Here is a 17,048-nt window from a genome sequence, read left to right on the forward strand (position 1 = left end):
TGTGCGGCAGGGGGGGCGCACTCCCCCCTGCTGACCGACCGGCCCCTCTCCATTTGCGCAAACCCCCGACCCGCCGGGGATTTTTTGTTTTCAGGATGGTCATGGATAGCTTAGATCGGAAGAACCTCCCGGTGCACCTCGCCGTCATCATGGACGGCAACGGCCGCTGGGCCAAGCAGCGCATGTTACGCAGGATCGTTGGGCACCAAAAAGGAGTTGAGACTGTCCGGGTGATAGTGGAGGAATGCTCGCGCCTGGGCATCGGCTATTTGACCCTGTTCGCCTTCTCCGCCGAAAACTGGCTCCGGCCCAAGACCGAGGTCAAGGCACTGATGGCGCTCCTGAAGCAATACATCCGCGGCGAGACCGCGCGGATGATGCAAAACGACATCCGCTTCAACGTGATAGGAAACCGCGGCGACCTCCCTGAGGACGTGAACCGCGAGATCGAAAGCGCCATCGAGAAGACCGCCGGGAACCGCGGCATGCTGCTCACCCTGGCGCTTTCCTACGGCAGCCGCCAGGAGATCGTAGCGGCGGCCAAAAGGCTCGCCAAGGATGCGGCGGCGGGAAGGCTCGACCCCGAGGCGATCGACGAGGCAAGCTTCGCCGGCTCGCTCTTCACCGCCGGGATCCCGGACCCGGACCTGTTGATCAGGACCAGCGGGGAGATGCGCATCAGCAACTTCCTCCTTTGGCAGTTGGCCTACGCGGAGCTCTACTTCACCGAGGTGAACTGGCCCGACTTTGACCGCAACGAGTTGGCCCGCGCCTTCCGGGACTTCCAGTCCAGGGAGCGCAGATTCGGCTTGACCAGCGAACAGCTCTGCCAAGGCGAGCCCGAGGCTTAATCTTCCCGGGGGGAAGCCCCATAGGAGTACGCCATCAAACGACTAGCCACCGCAGCGGTGCTGCTGCCGCTTGTGATACTGTTCATCCTGAAGGCCTCGGCATTCCAATTTTCGCTGCTGGTTTTCCTGCTCGCCCTTTTGGGGCTTGACGAGTTCTACCGGATGGCGCTCCCTGCCCGTCGCGGCGAGGGGAGGGCGGCCGCCGCGGCAGGTGCGCTTTCCCTTTTCACCATCTTCGCCGGGAATCCCGTCCTCCCCCTCATGGCGCTTACCTTGCTGGTGCTCGCCTTCTGTCTGGTTTCGCTCTTCAGGCTGAAGGAGATCCGGCAGGCGGCACCAGACGCGGCCCTTTTGCTGATGGGGTTCCTCTACGTGCCGCTGCTCCTTGCCCACCTGGTCCTGATCCGGATGCTCCCCCACGGCATCTCCTGGCTCTTCCTGATCATGGTCATCGTCATGGCCGGCGACAGCGCCGCCTACTACGTCGGCTCCACCTTCGGCAAAAACAGGCTCTACCCTGCGGTGAGCCCGAAAAAAAGCATCGAAGGTTCCCTGGGAGGGCTCGCGGGCAGCCTTATCGGCGCCGTGATCGCCAGATACACCTTCTTCCCGGAGCTGGCAATCTCTGACTGCATCGCCACGGCGCTCCTTCTGGGCGTGTTGGGGCAGTTGGGGGACCTCTTCGAATCGCTGATCAAAAGAAGCTGCGGGGTCAAGGATTCCGGCACCATCGTCCCCGGGCATGGCGGGATACTGGACCGGCTGGACAGCATACTTTTTGCGGCGCCTGCCGCGTATTACTACGCCTATTTCCTGCTTCGCTGATAAAGCGTGGCGCCTTCCGGCGAGATAACTGCGAGGGACAATGAAAAACCTCACCATCCTAGGTTCCACAGGTTCCATCGGGGTCAGCACCCTCGACGTGGTCAAAGCGTATCCCGACATGTTCCGGGTGGTGGCGCTTACCGCAGGGAACAACCTCGAACTCTTAAAGACCCAGATAGAGACCTTCAGGCCGAACCTGGTCTCGGTGCTGACCGCCGAGAAGGCCCAGGCCCTCAGCCGGTCGCTCACCGGCAAAAAGCCCGAGATAATGCACGGCGTGGAGGGGATGATAGCCGCCGCGACCGCATCCGAAACCACCATGGTGGTGGCGGCCATCGTCGGCGCCGCCGGGCTCGTTCCCACCACGGCCGCGATCATGGCGGGAAAGGACGTGGCGCTCGCCAACAAGGAGACGCTGGTAACCGCAGGCCACCTGGTGATGCAGATGGTGCGCGAGAAGAAGGTGAAGCTCTACCCGGTCGACAGCGAGCATTGCGCGGTGTTCCAGTCCATGGCGGGGCACCGCAGCCAGGACATTTCCCGGGTGATCCTCACCGCTTCCGGCGGCCCCTTCCTCAACTGGGGAAGAGAGAAGTTGCAAGCCGCGACGGTTGCCGACGCGCTCAACCATCCCAACTGGAGCATGGGGAGGAAGATCACGGTTGACTCCGCCACCATGATGAACAAGGGGCTCGAGGTGATCGAGGCCCGCTGGCTCTTCGATATACCGGTGCAGAGAATAGGGGTGAACATCCATCCGCAAAGCATCATCCACTCCATGGTGGAATACGTGGACGGGAGCGTGATGGCGCAACTGGGGACACCCGACATGAAGGGGCCCATCGCCTACGCGCTCACCTACCCGGGCCGCGTCCCCTCCGGGGTCAAGGCGCTCGATCTCACCGCGCTTTCGGGACTCACTTTCTTCAAGCCCGACACGGACCGCTTCCCCGCTCTGCAACTCGCCTACCGCGCGGCTGACGCCGGGGAAAGCATGCCGGCGGTCATGAACGCCGCCAACGAGATCGCCGTCGAGGCGTTCCTCGGTGGAAGGATCGGCTTCATGGCCATAGCCGAGGCGATCGAGAAGGTGATGGACCTGCACGAGCCGCACACGCTGGCATCGATCGAAGAGGTGCTGGAGGCGGACCGCTGGGGTAGGAGAACCGCCAAGGAAGTCCTTGGCGTAGGCTGCTGAAACAAAGGCTTTTCTTCGGGTGCAATAGGGCACGCGAAGGCACCAGCTTTCCGGTGCGGTCCGGTTGCCGGCCGCCGTCCGGTTGAGGAAACGTTATGAGCATACTTTTCGCGATCATCGCCCTCGGGGCTCTGATTTTCTTCCATGAGCTCGGACACTTCCTCTTCGCCAAGGCTTTCGGGGTCGGGGTGGAGAAATTCTCTCTCGGCTTCGGCCCCAAGATCTACGGCAGGAAGGTGGGCGAGACCGAGTACCTCCTGTCGGCGCTCCCCTTGGGGGGGTACGTGAAGATGGTCGGGGAGGGGGAGGACGTCGAGATCTCCGAAGAGGACCGTGCCCGCTCCTTCGCCGAAAAGCCGGTGTTACAGCGGATCGTGATCGTCGCGGCGGGGCCCATCTTCAACCTGCTCTTCGCCTACATCCTTTTCATCATCATCTTCATGGTTGGGGTTCCCGCCGTCACCACCAAGGTGGGGGACGTCGTTGCCGATAAACCCGCCGCCAAGGCAGGCGTGAAGGCCGGCGACACCATCCGCTCCGTAAACGGCAAGCCCGTGGCGCGCTGGGACGACTTCGCGAAGATCATCTCGGAGGGGAAGCTCGCGCCGGTCGAGGTTGAGGTAGAGCGCGGCCAGACCCCCATGAAATTCACCATGGTCCCCGAGAGCCGCACCAGCAAGAACCTCTTGGGGGACACGGTGACCCAGCCGGTGATAGGCGTGGTTGCAGCCGGCGAGACCGTGATCGACCATTTCCCCCCGGGTGAGGCGATAACTAGGGGGAGCGCCCAGTGCTGGAACGTGATCCGGCTCACCGTGCTCTCGCTGGTGCGCCTGGTCGAGCGCGCCATCCCGCTGGACAACATCGGCGGCCCGATCATGATCGTGAAGATGGCGGGGGAACAGGCGGCAGCCGGCGGGGTGAGCTTCCTCGCTTTCGTGGCGCTCTTGTCGGTGAACCTGGGCGTCCTGAACCTTTTGCCGGTGCCGATTCTCGACGGCGGGCACCTGGCGTTTTTCCTGATCGAACTGGTGACGGGGAGACCGGTCAGCAAGAGGGCCCGGGAGATCGCCCAGCAGGTGGGGCTCGTGCTCCTGATCGGCCTCATGATGCTCGCCTTTTACAACGACATCGCCCGCATGTTCGCCCAAAAGGCGTAGCGGCCACAGGAAACCGACGTGAAGCTACTCACCATCGACACCTCCAGCAACTGCTCCTCCGTCTCCTTGAGCGACGGCTCCACCCTTTTGGGCGAGTGCATCCTGGGCGAGGACCGTTCCAACTCCGGGCGCCTGCTGGAGTCGGTTTCGGGCCTTTTGAAGGCGGCCAAGCTTACCCCCGAGGGGCTCGACGCTTTCGCGGTCTCGCTGGGGCCGGGCTCCTTTACCGGGGTCCGGGTCGGCATCGCCACGGTGAAGGGGCTTGCCCTGGCCACCGGGAAGCCCGTAGTCGGTTTCTCGTCCTTGGCCATGCTGGCCATGAACCTTCCCTTCAGCTCCCACCCGGTTGCGCCCATGTACGACGCCCGCAAGGGCGAGGTCTACGCCGCGCTTTACCGCTGCGGTTCGCTTCCCGAAACGCTCCGCCCAGACGCGGTGATCGGGCCGAAGGAGTTTCTTTCGGGGATCGTAAAGCCCACCATCTTCGTGGGCGACGGCGCCGTGCGCTACCGCGAACTGATCGTCTCGACCCTGGGGGAGCTCGCCATCTTTCCTCCCTGGCACGCCAACCTCCCCCGGGCCTGCGCCGGTGCGGTCATCGCGCGGGAAGCCGCGCTTTCCGGGAAGTTCACCCCGCTTGCTTTGCTGAACCCCACCTACCTGCGCGCCTCCGAGGCGGAGATCGCCAAACGCCGCCGCGACGCACTTTAACGCCGTTTGGTAGCTGTTGACAGTTCAGTTTTAATGTATTATGTTGTCCCATCCTTCGTTCTCCTATAACCTCTCTTAAACACTCTGTTTTTAACCATATCAACTGCCGGTTTGGCGATACCGAACAGGGTCGCGCCGGTTTAAGGGGAAATCTATATGCGTAGCGACACTATCACCCAAGGTTTGGAACGGACCCCGCACCGCGCGCTCTTGAAAGGGACCGGGCTTCCGCAAAGCGAGATGGGGAAGCCGTTCATCGGCATCGCTACCAGCTTCACCGATCTGATTCCGGGGCACGTAGGCATGCGCGACCTGGAGCGTTTCATCGAGAAGGGGGTTCACACCGGAGGCGGTTATTCCTTCTTCTTCGGTATCCCCGGGGTCTGCGACGGCATCTCCATGGGGCACAAGGGGATGCACTACTCCCTCCCCACCCGCGAGCTGATCGCGGACATGGTCGAGTCGGTCGCCGAGGCGCATCGCCTGGACGGCCTCGTGCTCTTGACCAACTGCGACAAGATCACCCCGGGCATGCTCATGGCTGCCGCGAGGCTCGACATCCCCTGCATCGTGGTCACCGCCGGCCCCATGATGAGCGGCCGCGGCGACGCAGGTCGTAAGTATTCCTTCGTCACCGACACCTTCGAGGCCATGGCGCGCTACAAGGCGGGGGTCATCGACGACGCGGAGCTCGCTCGCTGCGAGGAGAACGCCTGCCCGGGGATGGGTTCCTGCCAGGGGCTTTTCACCGCCAACACCATGGCCATACTCACCGAGACGCTCGGCATGAGCCTGCCACGCTGCGGCACCGCACTCGCCGTCTCCGCGCTCAAGCGCCGCATCGCCTTCGCCTCCGGCGAGCGCATCGTCGACTTGGTGCGCCAGAACATCACCCCGCGCTCCATCCTGACACGCGAGGCGTTCGAGAACGCCATCAGGGTTGACCTGGCGCTGGGCGGCTCCTCCAACACGGTGCTGCACCTCTTGGCCATCGCCCACGAGGCTGGCGTCGAACTGCCGCTGGAGACCTTCGACATCCTCGCCAAGGAGACCCCGCAGCTTGCCTCCATGAACCCGGCCGGCGAGCACTTCATGGAAGACCTGGACGTCGCCGGCGGCGTAGCCGGTGTGCTGAAGCAGTTGGGCGACAAGATCCACGACTGCCCGACCCTCATGGGGCTCAGCACCAAGGAGATCGCGGCGAGCCTGAAGGGTGTCGACGAGGAAGTGATCCACCCGCTCACCAACCCGGTCAAGAAGGAAGGGGGCATCGCCGTCCTCTTCGGCAACATCTGCCCCAAGGGGGCGGTGGTCAAGCAGTCGGGCGTATCCGACCAGATGATGAAGTTCACCGGCACCGCGCGCTGCTTCGACTCCGAGGACAAGGCGATGGCCGCCATGATGGGTGGCGTGGTGAAGGGGGGAGACGTGGTCGTCATCCGCTACGAAGGGCCCAAAGGGGGCCCGGGGATGCGCGAGATGCTCGCTCCCACCGCGGCGCTCATGGGGCTTGGTCTGGGGGATTCCGTGGCGCTCATCACCGACGGGCGTTTCTCCGGCGGCACCCGCGGCCCCTGCATCGGCCACATTGCGCCCGAAGCGGCGGCCGGCGGCCCGATCGGCCTCATCGAAGACGGCGACACCATTGAACTGGACATTCCGGCACGCTCGCTCAAGGTCATGGTGAGCGACGAGGTGCTGGCAGAACGGCGCGCCCGCTGGGTCGCCCCCGAGCCGAAGATCAAGAAGGGTTGGCTCGCCCGCTACGCGAAGGTGGTTACCTCGGCCCACACCGGCGCCATCACCACCGCTGAATAAAACCTCGACCCCCTTTACCAAGGGGCAGGGGCAGGCACGCCTTTACCATGGCGGCGTCGGCCTCAGGGGACGGCTTCATTACTAGTGGTTCCAGGCTTACCAAGCCCGGGATCGATCAATAGCAGGCAGGCAAACTGCCGCGGCATGGGGGAATAACATGAAAATGAACGGCGCACGAATTCTGTTGGAGTGCCTCAAACGGGAGGGGGTCGACACGATCTTCGGCTATCCCGGGGGTACGGTCATCAACCTCTACGACGAGCTCTTCTCGTTCAAGGAGATCAGGCACATCCTGCCGCGTCACGAGCAGGCAGGGGTGCACGCGGCGGACGGCTACGCACGCGCGACAGGAAAGGTCGGCGTCGCCATAGCCACCTCCGGCCCGGGCGCCACCAACACCATCACCGGCATCGCCACCGCCTACATGGACTCCATCCCGATGGTGATCGTCACCGGGCAGGTCCCCACAGCGCTCATCGGCAACGACGCCTTCCAGGAAGCCGACATCATCGGCATCACCCGTCCCTGCACCAAGCACAACTTCCTGGTGAAGGACGTCAAAGAACTCCCCACCATCATGAAGAAGGCCTTCTACATCGCCCGAACCGGCCGCCCCGGCCCGGTCCTCGTCGACCTGCCGAAGGACGTGCAGATGGCGCAGGCCGAGTTCCACTACCCGGAGACGGTCGAGATCCGCGGCTACAAGCCGAACCTCGAAGGGCACCCGAAGCAGGTGGAGAAGGCTGTCACCATGATCACCCAGGCCAAGCGGCCGGTGATCTACGTGGGGGGCGGCGTCATCCTCGGTAACGCAGCGGCGGAATTGACCGCCTTTGCCAAGCGCCTCGCCATACCGGTCACCACCACCCTCATGGGGCTCGGCGCTTTCCCGGAGAACGATCCGCAGTCGCTGGGGCTTCTCGGCATGCACGGCACCTACTACGCCAACATGGCCGTGTCGAACTGCGACGTCCTGATAGCCATCGGCGCCCGTTTCGACGACCGCGTCACCGGCAAGATCGCCTCGTTCGCACCGCACGCGAAGATCGTGCACGTCGACGTCGACCCCACCTCAATCAAGAAGAACGTCCGCGTCGACCTCCCCATCGTGGGGGATGTCCGGGACGTCCTCGCCAAGATGCTGAAGGCGGCCGAGCAGGTTTGCCCCGACGCGAAGGTATGCCAGGACGCCATCGCCCCCTGGACCGCCGAGATCGAGGGGTGGAAGGCGAAGCACCCGATGTCCTACAAGCAGTCCACCACCACCATCAAGCCGCAGTACGTGATCCAGAGGCTGCGCGCCCTTTCCGACCCCGACGCCATCGTCGCCACCGACGTGGGGCAGCACCAGATGTGGACCGCGCAGTTCTTCGGTTTCACCACACCCAGGACCCTTCTTTCCTCCGGCGGCCTCGGCACCATGGGGTACGGCCTTCCCGCGGCCATGGGCGCGCAGGCGGCCTTCCCCGAGCGCCAGGTGATGGTGGTCTGCGGCGACGGCGGTTTCCAGATGAACCTGCAGGAGCTGGCCACCATAGTGCAGAACCGGCTCAACGTGAAGATCGTCATTTTGAACAACAACTTCCTGGGCATGGTGCGCCAGTGGCAGGAGCTCTTCTTCGACAAGCGCTACTCCTCCACCTGCATGGAACTCCCCATCGACTTCATAAAGCTCGCCGAGGCCTTCGGCGCCACCGGTCTCCAGGCCACCAAGGTCGACGAGGTCGACGAGGTGATCAAGAAAGGGTTTGCCACCAACGGCCCGGTCCTGATGGAGTTCAAGGTCGCCCGCGAGGAGAAGGTGCTCCCGATGGTGCCCGCCGGAGCGTCGCTCACCGAGATGGTGTTGGCGTCGTAGAACCAATTGACGGCGTGACCCAATTGACGGCGTGACCCAATTGACAATTGACGATTGACAATTGACAACGAAAAGTCATCAGTCAGTTATTACTGTCATTGCGGTTAAAGGGGATTTCCATTCACTTAGATAGTCGTTGACGATTGCTATTTGCACATTGTCGATGTCTTCAGTTCTTTAAGGCGCGTTGTTTATCGTTGTCAATTGTCAATTATCAATTGTCAATTGCCTTTAGACCCGCCTTTGGAGGGTTTTATGAAACACACCATAGCAGTGCTCGTAGAGAATGAATTCGGGGTTCTCTCCCGCGTGGTCGGCCTATTCTCCGGCCGCGGCTTCAACATAGACTCGCTCACCGTCGCTCCCACCAATGACGAGGCGCTTTCCAGGATCACGCTGGTCACCCGCGGCGACGAGCAGATCATCGAGCAGATCACCAAGCAGCTCAACAAGCTGATCGACGTCATCAAGGTCATAGACTTCGAACCGGAAAACGCCATCGAGCGCGAGATGGTGCTGGTCAAGGTCTCGGCCGAGGACCAAAGCCGCGCCGAGGTGCTGAGGATCGCCGATATCTTCCGCGCCAAGGTCATCGACGTCACCCCGAAGTCCTACACGCTGGAGGCGACCGGGGCTCCGGCCAAGGTCAGCGCCATGGTTGAACTTTTGAGGCCGCTAGGTCTCAAGGAACTGGTCAGCACCGGGCCGGTCGTGATCGGGCGGGGCGCCAAGGGGTGGAAGGGGTAGCCCGCGGGCGCGCCTTCTCTTTAATCTTTCGTTGCACCGAAGGCCGTTTTCGGGCTATACTCCCGCGTTGTTGTGGAGTCCGCCCGAATCCGGCCTTTTTATCGCCCTTACGCCGGGCGGGATCCGCTCACGACGCCGATGGCGTCGGATACTACTGACAATGAGGTACATTGATGCGCAACACTGATACCCCGATCGCTGTAGAGGGGTACCCCTTCATAGCCGGATTCGCCGCAGTGACCTTGCTGCTGGCGCTGCTTGGGCAGTTCCTGCACTGCGGATTCTTCGTCCCTGCCACTCTCTTCTTCGTACTTACCGTGTTTGCCGTCTTCTTCTTCAGAAACCCCGAGCGCGCGACGCCCGGCGACGGGAACACCGTGGTTGCCCCTGCCGACGGCGAGGTGATCTTTCTGGGGAAGGTGATCGAGCCGCACACAAACGGCGAGTTCGAAAAGATCAGTATCTTCATGTCCGTCTTCAACGTCCACGTGAACCGCGCGCCGATCAGCGGCAAGGTGGTGGACGGCTTTTACACCAAGGGAAAATTTTTCGACGTGCGGGACGAGCGCGCCAGCTTCGAGAACGAACAGCAGGGACTCGTGCTGGAGACGGCCGCAGGGCTTAGGATGGTCGTGGTGCAGGTGGCAGGCCTCATCGCCCGGCGCATCGTCTGCTACGCCAAGACCGGCGACTCCCTGAGCCGCGGTCGCCGTTACGGCCTGATTCGCTTCGGGTCGCGCCTGGACATCTACCTCCCGCTCGGGACCAGGATAGACGTGATCATGGGACAGAAAACGGTTGCAGGGGAGACCGTACTGGGGATACTGCCGTGAGTGAAGAAACACCTAGAGTCGAAAGGGAAGGGATGCGCAAGGGGATCTATATCCTCCCCAACCTGTTCACCGCCGGAAGCCTTTTCGCCGGATTTTACTGCATGGTTTCCACCGTCAACGGCGATTTCCGCACCGCCGCGCTCTGGATCCTTGCTTCCTCCATCTTCGACGGCCTGGACGGCAAGGTGGCCCGCCTGACCGGGACTTCCAGCAAGTTCGGCGTCGAGTTCGACTCTCTAGCCGACGTGGTCTCCTTCGGGGCTGCGCCGGGGCTGCTCATGTACTGCTGGGCCCTGCGCCCCTTCGGGCGGCTGGGTTGGCTCGCCGGGTTCCTGTTCCTGGTCTGCGCCGCGCTAAGGCTCGCCCGGTTCAACGTGCAGGTGGACACGGTCGAGAGCAAGCGCTTCGTAGGCCTTCCGACTCCCGCCGCCGCCAGCATGGTCTCCGCGACGGTGCTCTTCTTCTACCACATGGGTTGGCCCGCCTCTTACAACAAGCTTCTGATCCTGGTCCTGATCTACTTCCTGGCGCTGCTCATGGTCTCCAACGTCCGCTATAACTCCTTCAAGGACCCGAGCCTCATCAAGCGGCAGCCGTTCGCCTTTCTGGTCTTGGCGGTGCTCCTTTTGATCGTCATCGCGGCAGAGCCGGTGACCATGCTGTTCACCATCTTCACCTGCTACATCCTTTCGGGGCCGGTCGGATTCGTGCTCACCTACCCGCGCCGGCGCAGGCTGGAGCGGGCGATGCACCGGGCGCACGAGGGGATGAAAAGGCAGCAGTAGCGCCGCCGCAGGACCGATTTAGAGCCCGCTCCTGAGAGTGCGCAGCCTGCCGCCAACATCGTTTTAATCATTGAAACGGAAAAACCGCTTGACAGCAGTCGGCGGTTTTTCCTATTATCGCGTGAAATGTAAAGGCAGTGATGAGGAGTAGTAGCCTTTCCCTTCCCCTTCAGAGAGCCGGTGGTTGGTGCGAACCGGTGAGGAAGCAAGGTGAACTCGCCTTTGAGCCGCTGCAGTGAAACAGGTGTTCTACTTCGGTAGCGCGTGCTAGCTGTGGCCGTCACCCGCGTAAAGGGTAAACGAGGTCCGCATGATGCGGATGAATGAGGGTGGTACCGCGGAAGCTTTCTGAAAGCCTTCGCCCCTTGCTGGGGCGGAGGCTTTTTTTATTTTCAGCAACCATGGCTCGCGGAACCTCCCCTGGCTTTTGCCGGGAACCTTGCTTTGACCGGCAGGCAGGGGAGGGAAATTTGATGCAGCCCAACTTCACACAGGAGGAGCGCACGTGAACAACACGGAACCAAGAACCATCAAGATCTTCGATACCACGCTCAGAGACGGGGAGCAGTCCCCAGGCGCCAGCATGAACATCGAGGAGAAACTTCGCCTCGCCAAGCAGCTGCAGAAACTGAACGTTGACGTCATCGAGGCCGGGTTCCCCATTGCCTCCGAGGGTGATTTCGAGGCGGTCAAGAAGGTGGCCCAGAACATCAAGGGCCCCGAGATCGCCGGCCTTTGCCGTTCAGGGTTCAAGGACATCGACCGCGCCTGGGAGGCGCTCAAGTACGCCGAGGACAAGGGGCGCATCCACACCTTCATCGCGACCTCCGACATCCACATGAAGTACAAGCTGCAGATGACGCCGGCGCAGGTGCTGGAGAGCGCCGTCAAGGGTGTGAAGAGGGCGCGCTCCTACACCGCCAACGTGGAGTTCTCCTGCGAGGACGCCGTGCGCACCGATCTTAAGTTCCTCGCCGAAGTCGTCGGCGCGGTGATCGACGCCGGGGCCTCGGTGGTCAACATCCCCGACACGGTCGGCTACACCATCCCCTTCGAGTACTTCAACATCATCAAGTACTTAAAGGACAACGTCAAAAACATCGACGACGCCATCATCTCGGTGCACTGCCACAACGACCTGGGGCTCTCCGTCGCCAACTCCATCGCCGCGGTCCAGGCGGGTGCGGGGCAGGTGGAGTGCACCATCAACGGCATCGGCGAGCGCGCCGGCAACTGCTCTTTGGAAGAGTTCGTCATGGCGATCCGGACCCGCGGCGACATCCTCCCCTTCAAGACCAACGTCGTCACCGACCAGCTCACCCCGGCAAGCCGCCTGCTGACCCAGGTCACCGGGATCGTGGTGCAGCAGAACAAGGCCATCGTAGGCGCCAACGCCTTCGCCCACGAGGCGGGGATCCACCAGCACGGCATGCTGATGGAAAAGTCCACCTACGAGATCATGACTCCCGAGTCGGTCGGCCTCAAGGCGAGCGCGCTGGTGCTCGGCAAGCACTCCGGCCGCCACGCCTTCAAAAAGAGGCTCGAAGAGCTCGGGCACGAGCTGGACGAGGAAGCGCTCAACAAGGCGTTCACCAGGTTCAAGGCCCTCGCCGACCTGAAGAAGGAGGTCTTCGACGAGGACCTGGACGCCATCGTGCTGGACGAGGCGAAGAACATCGAGGAGAAGTACAAGCTCTCCCACATCACCGTCACCTGCGGATCCTTCGCCGTCGCCACCGCGACGGTGCAGATGGAGATCGACGGCATGCAGGTGCGCGCGGCGGAGCTCGGCGACGGGCCGGTAGACGCGACCATGAAGGCGATCAAGAAGCTCGCCAAGCGCGATGTGAAGCTTCTGCAGTACAACGTCGGCGCCATCACCGGCGGCACCGACGCCATCGGCGAGGTCACGGTGCGCATCACCGAGGAGGACCGGACCCCCGTGGTCGGACGCGGCTCCTCGACCGACATCATCGAGGCTTCGGCAAAGGCTTACATCGACGCGCTGAACCGGCTCTACTCCGCCACCGATCGCGATCTGGAAACGCTGTAAAATAGCAGACACAGGCAGAGACAAGAAAGGAAGTCCCGCTCAGGGGCTTCCTTTTTTTGTTGTTAATTGTCAGCTGCCTGTGTAATGCTACAGGCGTTTTTTCGATGTCCCTTTTTAAAATGCTCCCTTGTCTTCAGCTTTCCTTCGGCTTGCCAGCGAGCATTTTCTCTCAACCATTTTGACATGTCACCCGATACATAATGGTACCTGCTATGAGAGTATTCCCTTCGTTGTTGCTGTTGGCCCTGAGTGTGATGCTGTTTTCTTTTGACGCCAGCGCGCTGGCGCGGCGACCCGCCGGGCAGTGGGCCTATTTTCATTTCGAGGGTGGGCAATTTGTCCCAGGTAAGCCTGAGGCTGGAATCTTCGTCGCGGTCCAGGACGGGGTTGTTCCGATGGTCGAGACTAGCGAAGTGAAACTCATGGCGAAGAAACTGCCGGTTGGTACAGGCGCCTTGGCCGGCATCTGCTACGTACAGTCCTACGGCGGCAAGCTGAAACCGGCAGGAGGGTACCATCCGGTGCCGATGCAGGAGGTGCAGATCTCAACCGGCGACAGGCCGATACTGACTGTGCAGACAGATGGAAATGGTTTTTTTGCAACGGCTCTGCCAACCGGGATCTACCGGGTCGGCAAACAAGGCGTCGAGGTCAAGATTGAGAGCGGAACGACCCGACTACTCCCACTGAGGGTGGGAAAAAGGATGGTGGACTAGTGGCCAAGTTTTCTACTCTGTGCGCGCTCTGCGTCACGCTGCTCCTTCCCGCGGTCGCTTCCGCTGCAGCCCTTGATGACTATTACCTGTCCAAGTTCGCGCAGCAGGTTCATTCTGTCAAAGCGGTGTCTTCAGTTAGCCAATCTCAAACAGTTAAGGTAGAACGATGTCGTACTCCCTTATACCGTGAGCTAAAGAGAGATTGGAAGCAACTTGAATCCTCTACGAAAAAGGCTCTAGCGTCATATCTTACCCGGCCGTCCTTGCCGTATGTCTGTAATCCCGTGGGAGGGCATTTTTCGATTCACTACAGCACTACTGGTGCTAATGCGGTTGACACTACTGATGCTAACGGTAATGGGGTGCCGGACTGGGTCGAGACTGTAGCTGGCGTTTTTGAGTATGTTTACGACATTGAGATAAATAAAATGGGGTATAAAGCTCCTCCGGGTATTCGATATGACATTTATCTAGCTGACCTGGTGGCTGAGTCAGTGTACGGCTATACCCAGAACGACAATATTGGCGTTACCGCAACGTCCTACCCCAGTTACATCATAATAGACAGGTCCTTCACCTCAAGGCTGTATGTCGATCAGCCAGGAGGGCCCTATGATGCGAAAACGAGTCTTAGGATAACAGCGGCTCATGAATTCCATCACGCAATACAGTTCGCTTACAACGCATACTTCAATATGATTTTTGCAGAGATGACCTCAACCTGGATGGAGGACGAGGTCTATGACTCGGGTAATCAACTTTATACTTACATCGATGATTACCTTCCTGATGCTTCTTCTATACCTCTTAATGCGCAGGCAGTCGGGAATAGTAAGTACGGTCGCTGGGTTTTCAATAGATATATTGCTGAAACTCAAGGTAGCAGGACTGCCATTCGTTCTGTCTGGAAAGAGATAGGAGATCAACCTGTACCTGCTGGTGCTACTTCCGTCAATGACGGTATTGACGTTCCGTTAGTACCCGTCCTTGACACAGTACTGAAGGGTAATCTTGGCAATAATTTTTTCGGTTTCGCAAAGAGGATGTTGCTACAGAACTGGCTCAGCCATGTGGGTGATATTGCACGAATTCCGACTATCGCTCCGGCACAGACTTTTACCGGATCCGGCTCCATCCAGGCTCCCTCATTTAATCTTCCGTCTGGCTACACATTCGCGGTTTACAAATACCAGCCGTCTTTGCCAAGTGGCTCTCTACAAATTAACTTCGCCACTCTTCCCGCGTCGATAGCTGTAGCAGCAGAGAAGGTTAACTCCCTTGGAGTAACGGAGTACCCCTACAACGCATCGTCCCAGAGCGTCACTGTCCCGTCGTTTGAGGCCGGTGATGTGGTGTACCTCGTCATCTGCAATAACAGCAATGGTGACATGGGTAGTCCAGTGGTCGTCACTCCAGCTTTCCCGGTAGATGAGAGTCTGGTGAGTGATGGCGTTACCCTCAGTACGGACGGCCTTGCGCTTGATGCCAACCGTCTGACTGTCCCTGTCCAGCAGAGCTCTTCTACTAGCGGGGGAGGCTCAAGCGGCGGCGGGTGCTTCATCGCCACCGCAGCATACGGGAGTTATCTGCATCCCAAGGTCGCCGAGCTGAGACAATTCCGGGACCGCCATCTTCTCACCAACGCGCCGGGGCGGCTCTTCGTCTCGCTCTATTACCGGTTGAGCCCGCCGATCGCCGAGATCATCGCGGAGCACGAATGGATGAAGGGTGGGGTGAGGGTTATGCTGGTGCCTGTGGTACTGTCGGTCGAGCATCCGGCGGGAGCGCTCATGACAGTGCTGCTGCTGATGGGCGGAGCGGGGATAGCGAGGCGGAGGAAGCTCGCTCTGGTCCGGGTGCGGCGGTAAGGGAGAGGGTAGTTGAAGGGGCGTCCAGAGGTCAAATTGGGAGGGGATGTTTCTTAAGAACAAAAAAAGCCCCGCCGGATCGCTCCGGCGGGGCCTTTTTGCATTTGTGCCGACTGTTAGGCGCCGATCTTCTTCACGTTGGCTGCCTGCAGACCCTTCGGCCCGTTGGTGACGTCGAAGGAAACAGACTCCCCTTCGGCCAGGGACTTGAAGCCGTCCCCTGTGATAGCGGAGAAGTGCACGAACACGTCCTCGCCGTTATCCTGCTCGATGAAGCCGAATCCTTTTGCGTCGTTAAACCATTTCACTTTCCCCTGTGCCATTTTCCTGCCTCCTTTTTGTTACCTCCGGAACTCTGCCGGATCTACGTTTGATGCTGCAATTTCCGGAGAGTTTCTAGGCTGGAAACGGCGCAAAGTGGTTGGAACCCTTTGGCTTTTCGACGCTGTCAACTTCCGAAACTAGCTGCTGGGATAAAAATTAACATCGTATAATAACCTTGTCAAGAAAATATTTTCAGAACACTTTTTTTATGATCGCCCTCTCAGAAGGTGTTCAGCCGCCTAATGAAGGCCATCAGCAGCCCGTAGTGCTGGTGGTGGAAGTGGAAGGCTATCCTCGGCAAATCAAGGAGATCCGGCTCGTCAGCTTCCTCCGGCCGGGCGCTAATTAATTCGATGCGGCTGTTGTCTAATCTCAATTCGGGGAATTCGTTCTCCAGCATCTCGATCTGCTCGGGAGCCAAAATTTTCGTTAGACGGATGATGAGCTCGCCGTTAACGAACCGCATAGAATGGTAGTTGGTATAGAACTCCTCGATGACCTGGACCGCTTCCTCATAGCTCTTGGTGATGGTGAAGATGGAGAAGTCCTCTGCGGAAATGAACCCCATAACCAGCAGTCTTTCCTTGATGAACCTGAAGAAGTGTTCCCAGTACCCTTCCTCGTCGTCAACGAGAACCAGCGGTTTGGGGGAGGTCTTCCCGGTCTGGATCAGGGTAAATACCTCCATCGCCTCGTCGAGCGTCCCGAATCCGCCCGGGAATACCGCGATGGCGTCGGATTCTTTCACGAAGGCTACCTTGCGGTTGAAGAAGTATTTGTAGGTGATGAGCCGCGGGTTTTTCAGCATGACCGGGTTTGCTGACTGCTCGAACGGGAGCCGTATGTTGGCGGCAAAGGATGATTCGCTGCCGGCTCCTTCGTTTCCGGCCTGCATGATCCCGCCGCCGCCGCCGGTGATGATCATGTACCCCTTCCGCGCCAAAAGGGCGGCGAAGTCGATGCACTTCTTGTACATAGGCTCTTCGGGGCTGGTCCGGGCCGAACCGAAGATGGTTACCTTCTTCTTGTGCCGGTAGGGAGCGAAGATCTTCGTGGTGTAGCGCATCTCCTTCATGGTGTTGCTCAGAAGTTTGAGGTCGGCCAGGTAGTCGGTGTCCTGCCCCGCCTTGAGTGCGGAGATGATCATCTCGCGTGCCAGATCCGGGTGGTGCACCCCTCCGGCTTTCTCCATCAATTGGTCGATCATCTGGTCGATTTCATCGTTTGTTCTGTTAAAACGAAGTTGCATAAAGGCGCTCCCTGTTGGAATGAGGCGGCCATTATAGCACGGTGAATCCTAA

The 17,048-nt window shown here is 60.2% G+C and carries 15 protein-coding genes and 1 other annotated feature; of the genes, 13 read left to right on the plus strand and 2 right to left on the minus strand.

Annotation, left to right across the window (positions count from 1 at the left end; genetic code table 11):
- Positions 1 to 101: 101 nt before the first annotated feature.
- The 13 genes from K419_RS0120890 to K419_RS0120950 all read left to right on the plus strand — a co-directional run bounded on the left by K419_RS0120890 (position 102) and on the right by K419_RS0120950 (position 15,423).
- Positions 102 to 851 carry an isoprenyl transferase gene (locus tag K419_RS0120890; RefSeq protein WP_026843235.1) on the plus strand — a complete coding sequence of 250 codons (750 nt, stop codon included), beginning with the start codon at positions 102 to 104 and terminating at the stop codon, positions 849 to 851.
- Positions 852 to 884: 33 nt separating this feature from the next.
- Positions 885 to 1,676, plus strand: a complete 792-nt coding sequence (locus K419_RS0120895; protein WP_026843236.1) for a phosphatidate cytidylyltransferase — start codon at positions 885 to 887, stop codon at positions 1,674 to 1,676.
- Positions 1,677 to 1,716: 40 nt separating this feature from the next.
- Positions 1,717 to 2,874 carry a 1-deoxy-D-xylulose-5-phosphate reductoisomerase gene (locus K419_RS0120900; RefSeq protein WP_026843237.1) on the plus strand — a complete coding sequence of 386 codons (1,158 nt, stop codon included), beginning with the start codon at positions 1,717 to 1,719 and terminating at the stop codon, positions 2,872 to 2,874.
- 95 nt (positions 2,875 to 2,969) lie between these two features.
- Positions 2,970 to 4,034, plus strand: a complete 1,065-nt coding sequence (gene rseP, locus K419_RS0120905) for an RIP metalloprotease RseP (RefSeq protein WP_026843238.1) — start codon at positions 2,970 to 2,972, stop codon at positions 4,032 to 4,034.
- 18 nt (positions 4,035 to 4,052) lie between these two features.
- Positions 4,053 to 4,745 (plus strand): tRNA (adenosine(37)-N6)-threonylcarbamoyltransferase complex dimerization subunit type 1 TsaB, encoded by a 693-nt coding sequence (gene tsaB / locus K419_RS0120910; protein ID WP_026843239.1) that lies wholly within the window; start codon positions 4,053 to 4,055, stop codon positions 4,743 to 4,745.
- A 156-nt stretch (positions 4,746 to 4,901) separates the two neighbouring features.
- Complete coding sequence (gene ilvD, locus K419_RS0120915) at positions 4,902 to 6,563, plus strand: dihydroxy-acid dehydratase (RefSeq protein ID WP_026843240.1); 1,662 nt, start codon at positions 4,902 to 4,904, stop codon at positions 6,561 to 6,563.
- Between the two features lie 157 nt (positions 6,564 to 6,720).
- On the plus strand, positions 6,721 to 8,421 hold the full coding sequence (gene ilvB, locus K419_RS0120920; protein ID WP_026843241.1) for a biosynthetic-type acetolactate synthase large subunit: 1,701 nt from the start codon (positions 6,721 to 6,723) through the stop codon (positions 8,419 to 8,421).
- 255 nt (positions 8,422 to 8,676) lie between these two features.
- Positions 8,677 to 9,168 (plus strand): acetolactate synthase small subunit, encoded by a 492-nt coding sequence (ilvN, locus tag K419_RS0120925; protein WP_012531175.1) that lies wholly within the window; start codon positions 8,677 to 8,679, stop codon positions 9,166 to 9,168.
- 173 nt (positions 9,169 to 9,341) lie between these two features.
- Positions 9,342 to 10,001, plus strand: a complete 660-nt coding sequence (locus K419_RS0120930) for a phosphatidylserine decarboxylase family protein (protein WP_026843242.1) — start codon at positions 9,342 to 9,344, stop codon at positions 9,999 to 10,001.
- 32 nt (positions 10,002 to 10,033) lie between these two features.
- Positions 10,034 to 10,786, plus strand: a complete 753-nt coding sequence (gene pssA, locus K419_RS0120935; RefSeq protein WP_026843243.1) for a CDP-diacylglycerol--serine O-phosphatidyltransferase — start codon at positions 10,034 to 10,036, stop codon at positions 10,784 to 10,786.
- A 128-nt stretch (positions 10,787 to 10,914) separates the two neighbouring features.
- Positions 10,915 to 11,155 (plus strand) — a binding site (T-box leader).
- A gap of 136 nt (positions 11,156 to 11,291) precedes the next feature.
- The gene (locus K419_RS0120940) at positions 11,292 to 12,839 is read left to right on the plus strand and encodes a 2-isopropylmalate synthase (RefSeq protein WP_026843244.1); all 1,548 of its coding nucleotides are present in this window, start codon (positions 11,292 to 11,294) and stop codon (positions 12,837 to 12,839) included.
- Between the two features lie 254 nt (positions 12,840 to 13,093).
- Positions 13,094 to 13,555, plus strand: coding sequence for a hypothetical protein (locus K419_RS0120945; RefSeq protein WP_226377752.1), 462 nt, complete (start codon positions 13,094 to 13,096; stop codon positions 13,553 to 13,555).
- Positions 13,555 to 15,423, plus strand: coding sequence for an MXAN_6640 family putative metalloprotease (locus tag K419_RS0120950; RefSeq protein WP_026843246.1), 1,869 nt, complete (start codon positions 13,555 to 13,557; stop codon positions 15,421 to 15,423). Before K419_RS0120945 ends, K419_RS0120950 begins: the two co-directional genes overlap by 1 nt.
- Positions 15,424 to 15,539: 116 nt before the next feature.
- Here the strand turns inward: K419_RS0120950 and K419_RS0120955 are convergent, their stop codons facing one another.
- Complete coding sequence (locus K419_RS0120955; protein ID WP_015836808.1) at positions 15,540 to 15,746, minus strand: cold-shock protein; 207 nt, start codon at positions 15,744 to 15,746, stop codon at positions 15,540 to 15,542.
- 221 nt (positions 15,747 to 15,967) lie between these two features.
- Entirely contained in the window at positions 15,968 to 16,996 is a 1,029-nt protein-coding gene (locus K419_RS0120960) for an LOG family protein (protein WP_026843247.1), read from the minus strand.
- Positions 16,997 to 17,048 lie beyond the last annotated feature (52 nt).

The organism is Citrifermentans bremense R1 (assembly GCF_000426865.1).
GTDB classification, from domain to species: Bacteria; Desulfobacterota; Desulfuromonadia; order Geobacterales; family Geobacteraceae; genus Geomonas; species Geomonas bremensis.

What these genes read in the sequence shown, in the direction of transcription:
- K419_RS0120890 (WP_026843235.1), top strand. Translation starts at nt 102, where the DNA reads ATGGATAGCTTAGATCGGAAGAACCTCCCGGTGCACCTCGCCGTCATC.
- K419_RS0120900 (WP_026843237.1), top strand. Translation starts at nt 1,717, where the DNA reads ATGAAAAACCTCACCATCCTAGGTTCCACAGGTTCCATCGGGGTCAGC.
- rseP (WP_026843238.1), top strand. Translation starts at nt 2,970, where the DNA reads ATGAGCATACTTTTCGCGATCATCGCCCTCGGGGCTCTGATTTTCTTC.
- ilvD (WP_026843240.1), top strand. Translation starts at nt 4,902, where the DNA reads ATGCGTAGCGACACTATCACCCAAGGTTTGGAACGGACCCCGCACCGC.
- ilvB (WP_026843241.1), top strand. Translation starts at nt 6,721, where the DNA reads ATGAAAATGAACGGCGCACGAATTCTGTTGGAGTGCCTCAAACGGGAG.
- ilvN (WP_012531175.1), top strand. Translation starts at nt 8,677, where the DNA reads ATGAAACACACCATAGCAGTGCTCGTAGAGAATGAATTCGGGGTTCTC.
- K419_RS0120930 (WP_026843242.1), top strand. Translation starts at nt 9,342, where the DNA reads ATGCGCAACACTGATACCCCGATCGCTGTAGAGGGGTACCCCTTCATA.
- pssA (WP_026843243.1), top strand. Translation starts at nt 10,034, where the DNA reads ATGCGCAAGGGGATCTATATCCTCCCCAACCTGTTCACCGCCGGAAGC.
- K419_RS0120945 (WP_226377752.1), top strand. Translation starts at nt 13,094, where the DNA reads ATGCTGTTTTCTTTTGACGCCAGCGCGCTGGCGCGGCGACCCGCCGGG.
- K419_RS0120955 (WP_015836808.1), bottom strand. Translation starts at nt 15,746, where the DNA reads ATGGCACAGGGGAAAGTGAAATGGTTTAACGACGCAAAAGGATTCGGC.
- K419_RS0120960 (WP_026843247.1), bottom strand. Translation starts at nt 16,996, where the DNA reads ATGCAACTTCGTTTTAACAGAACAAACGATGAAATCGACCAGATGATC.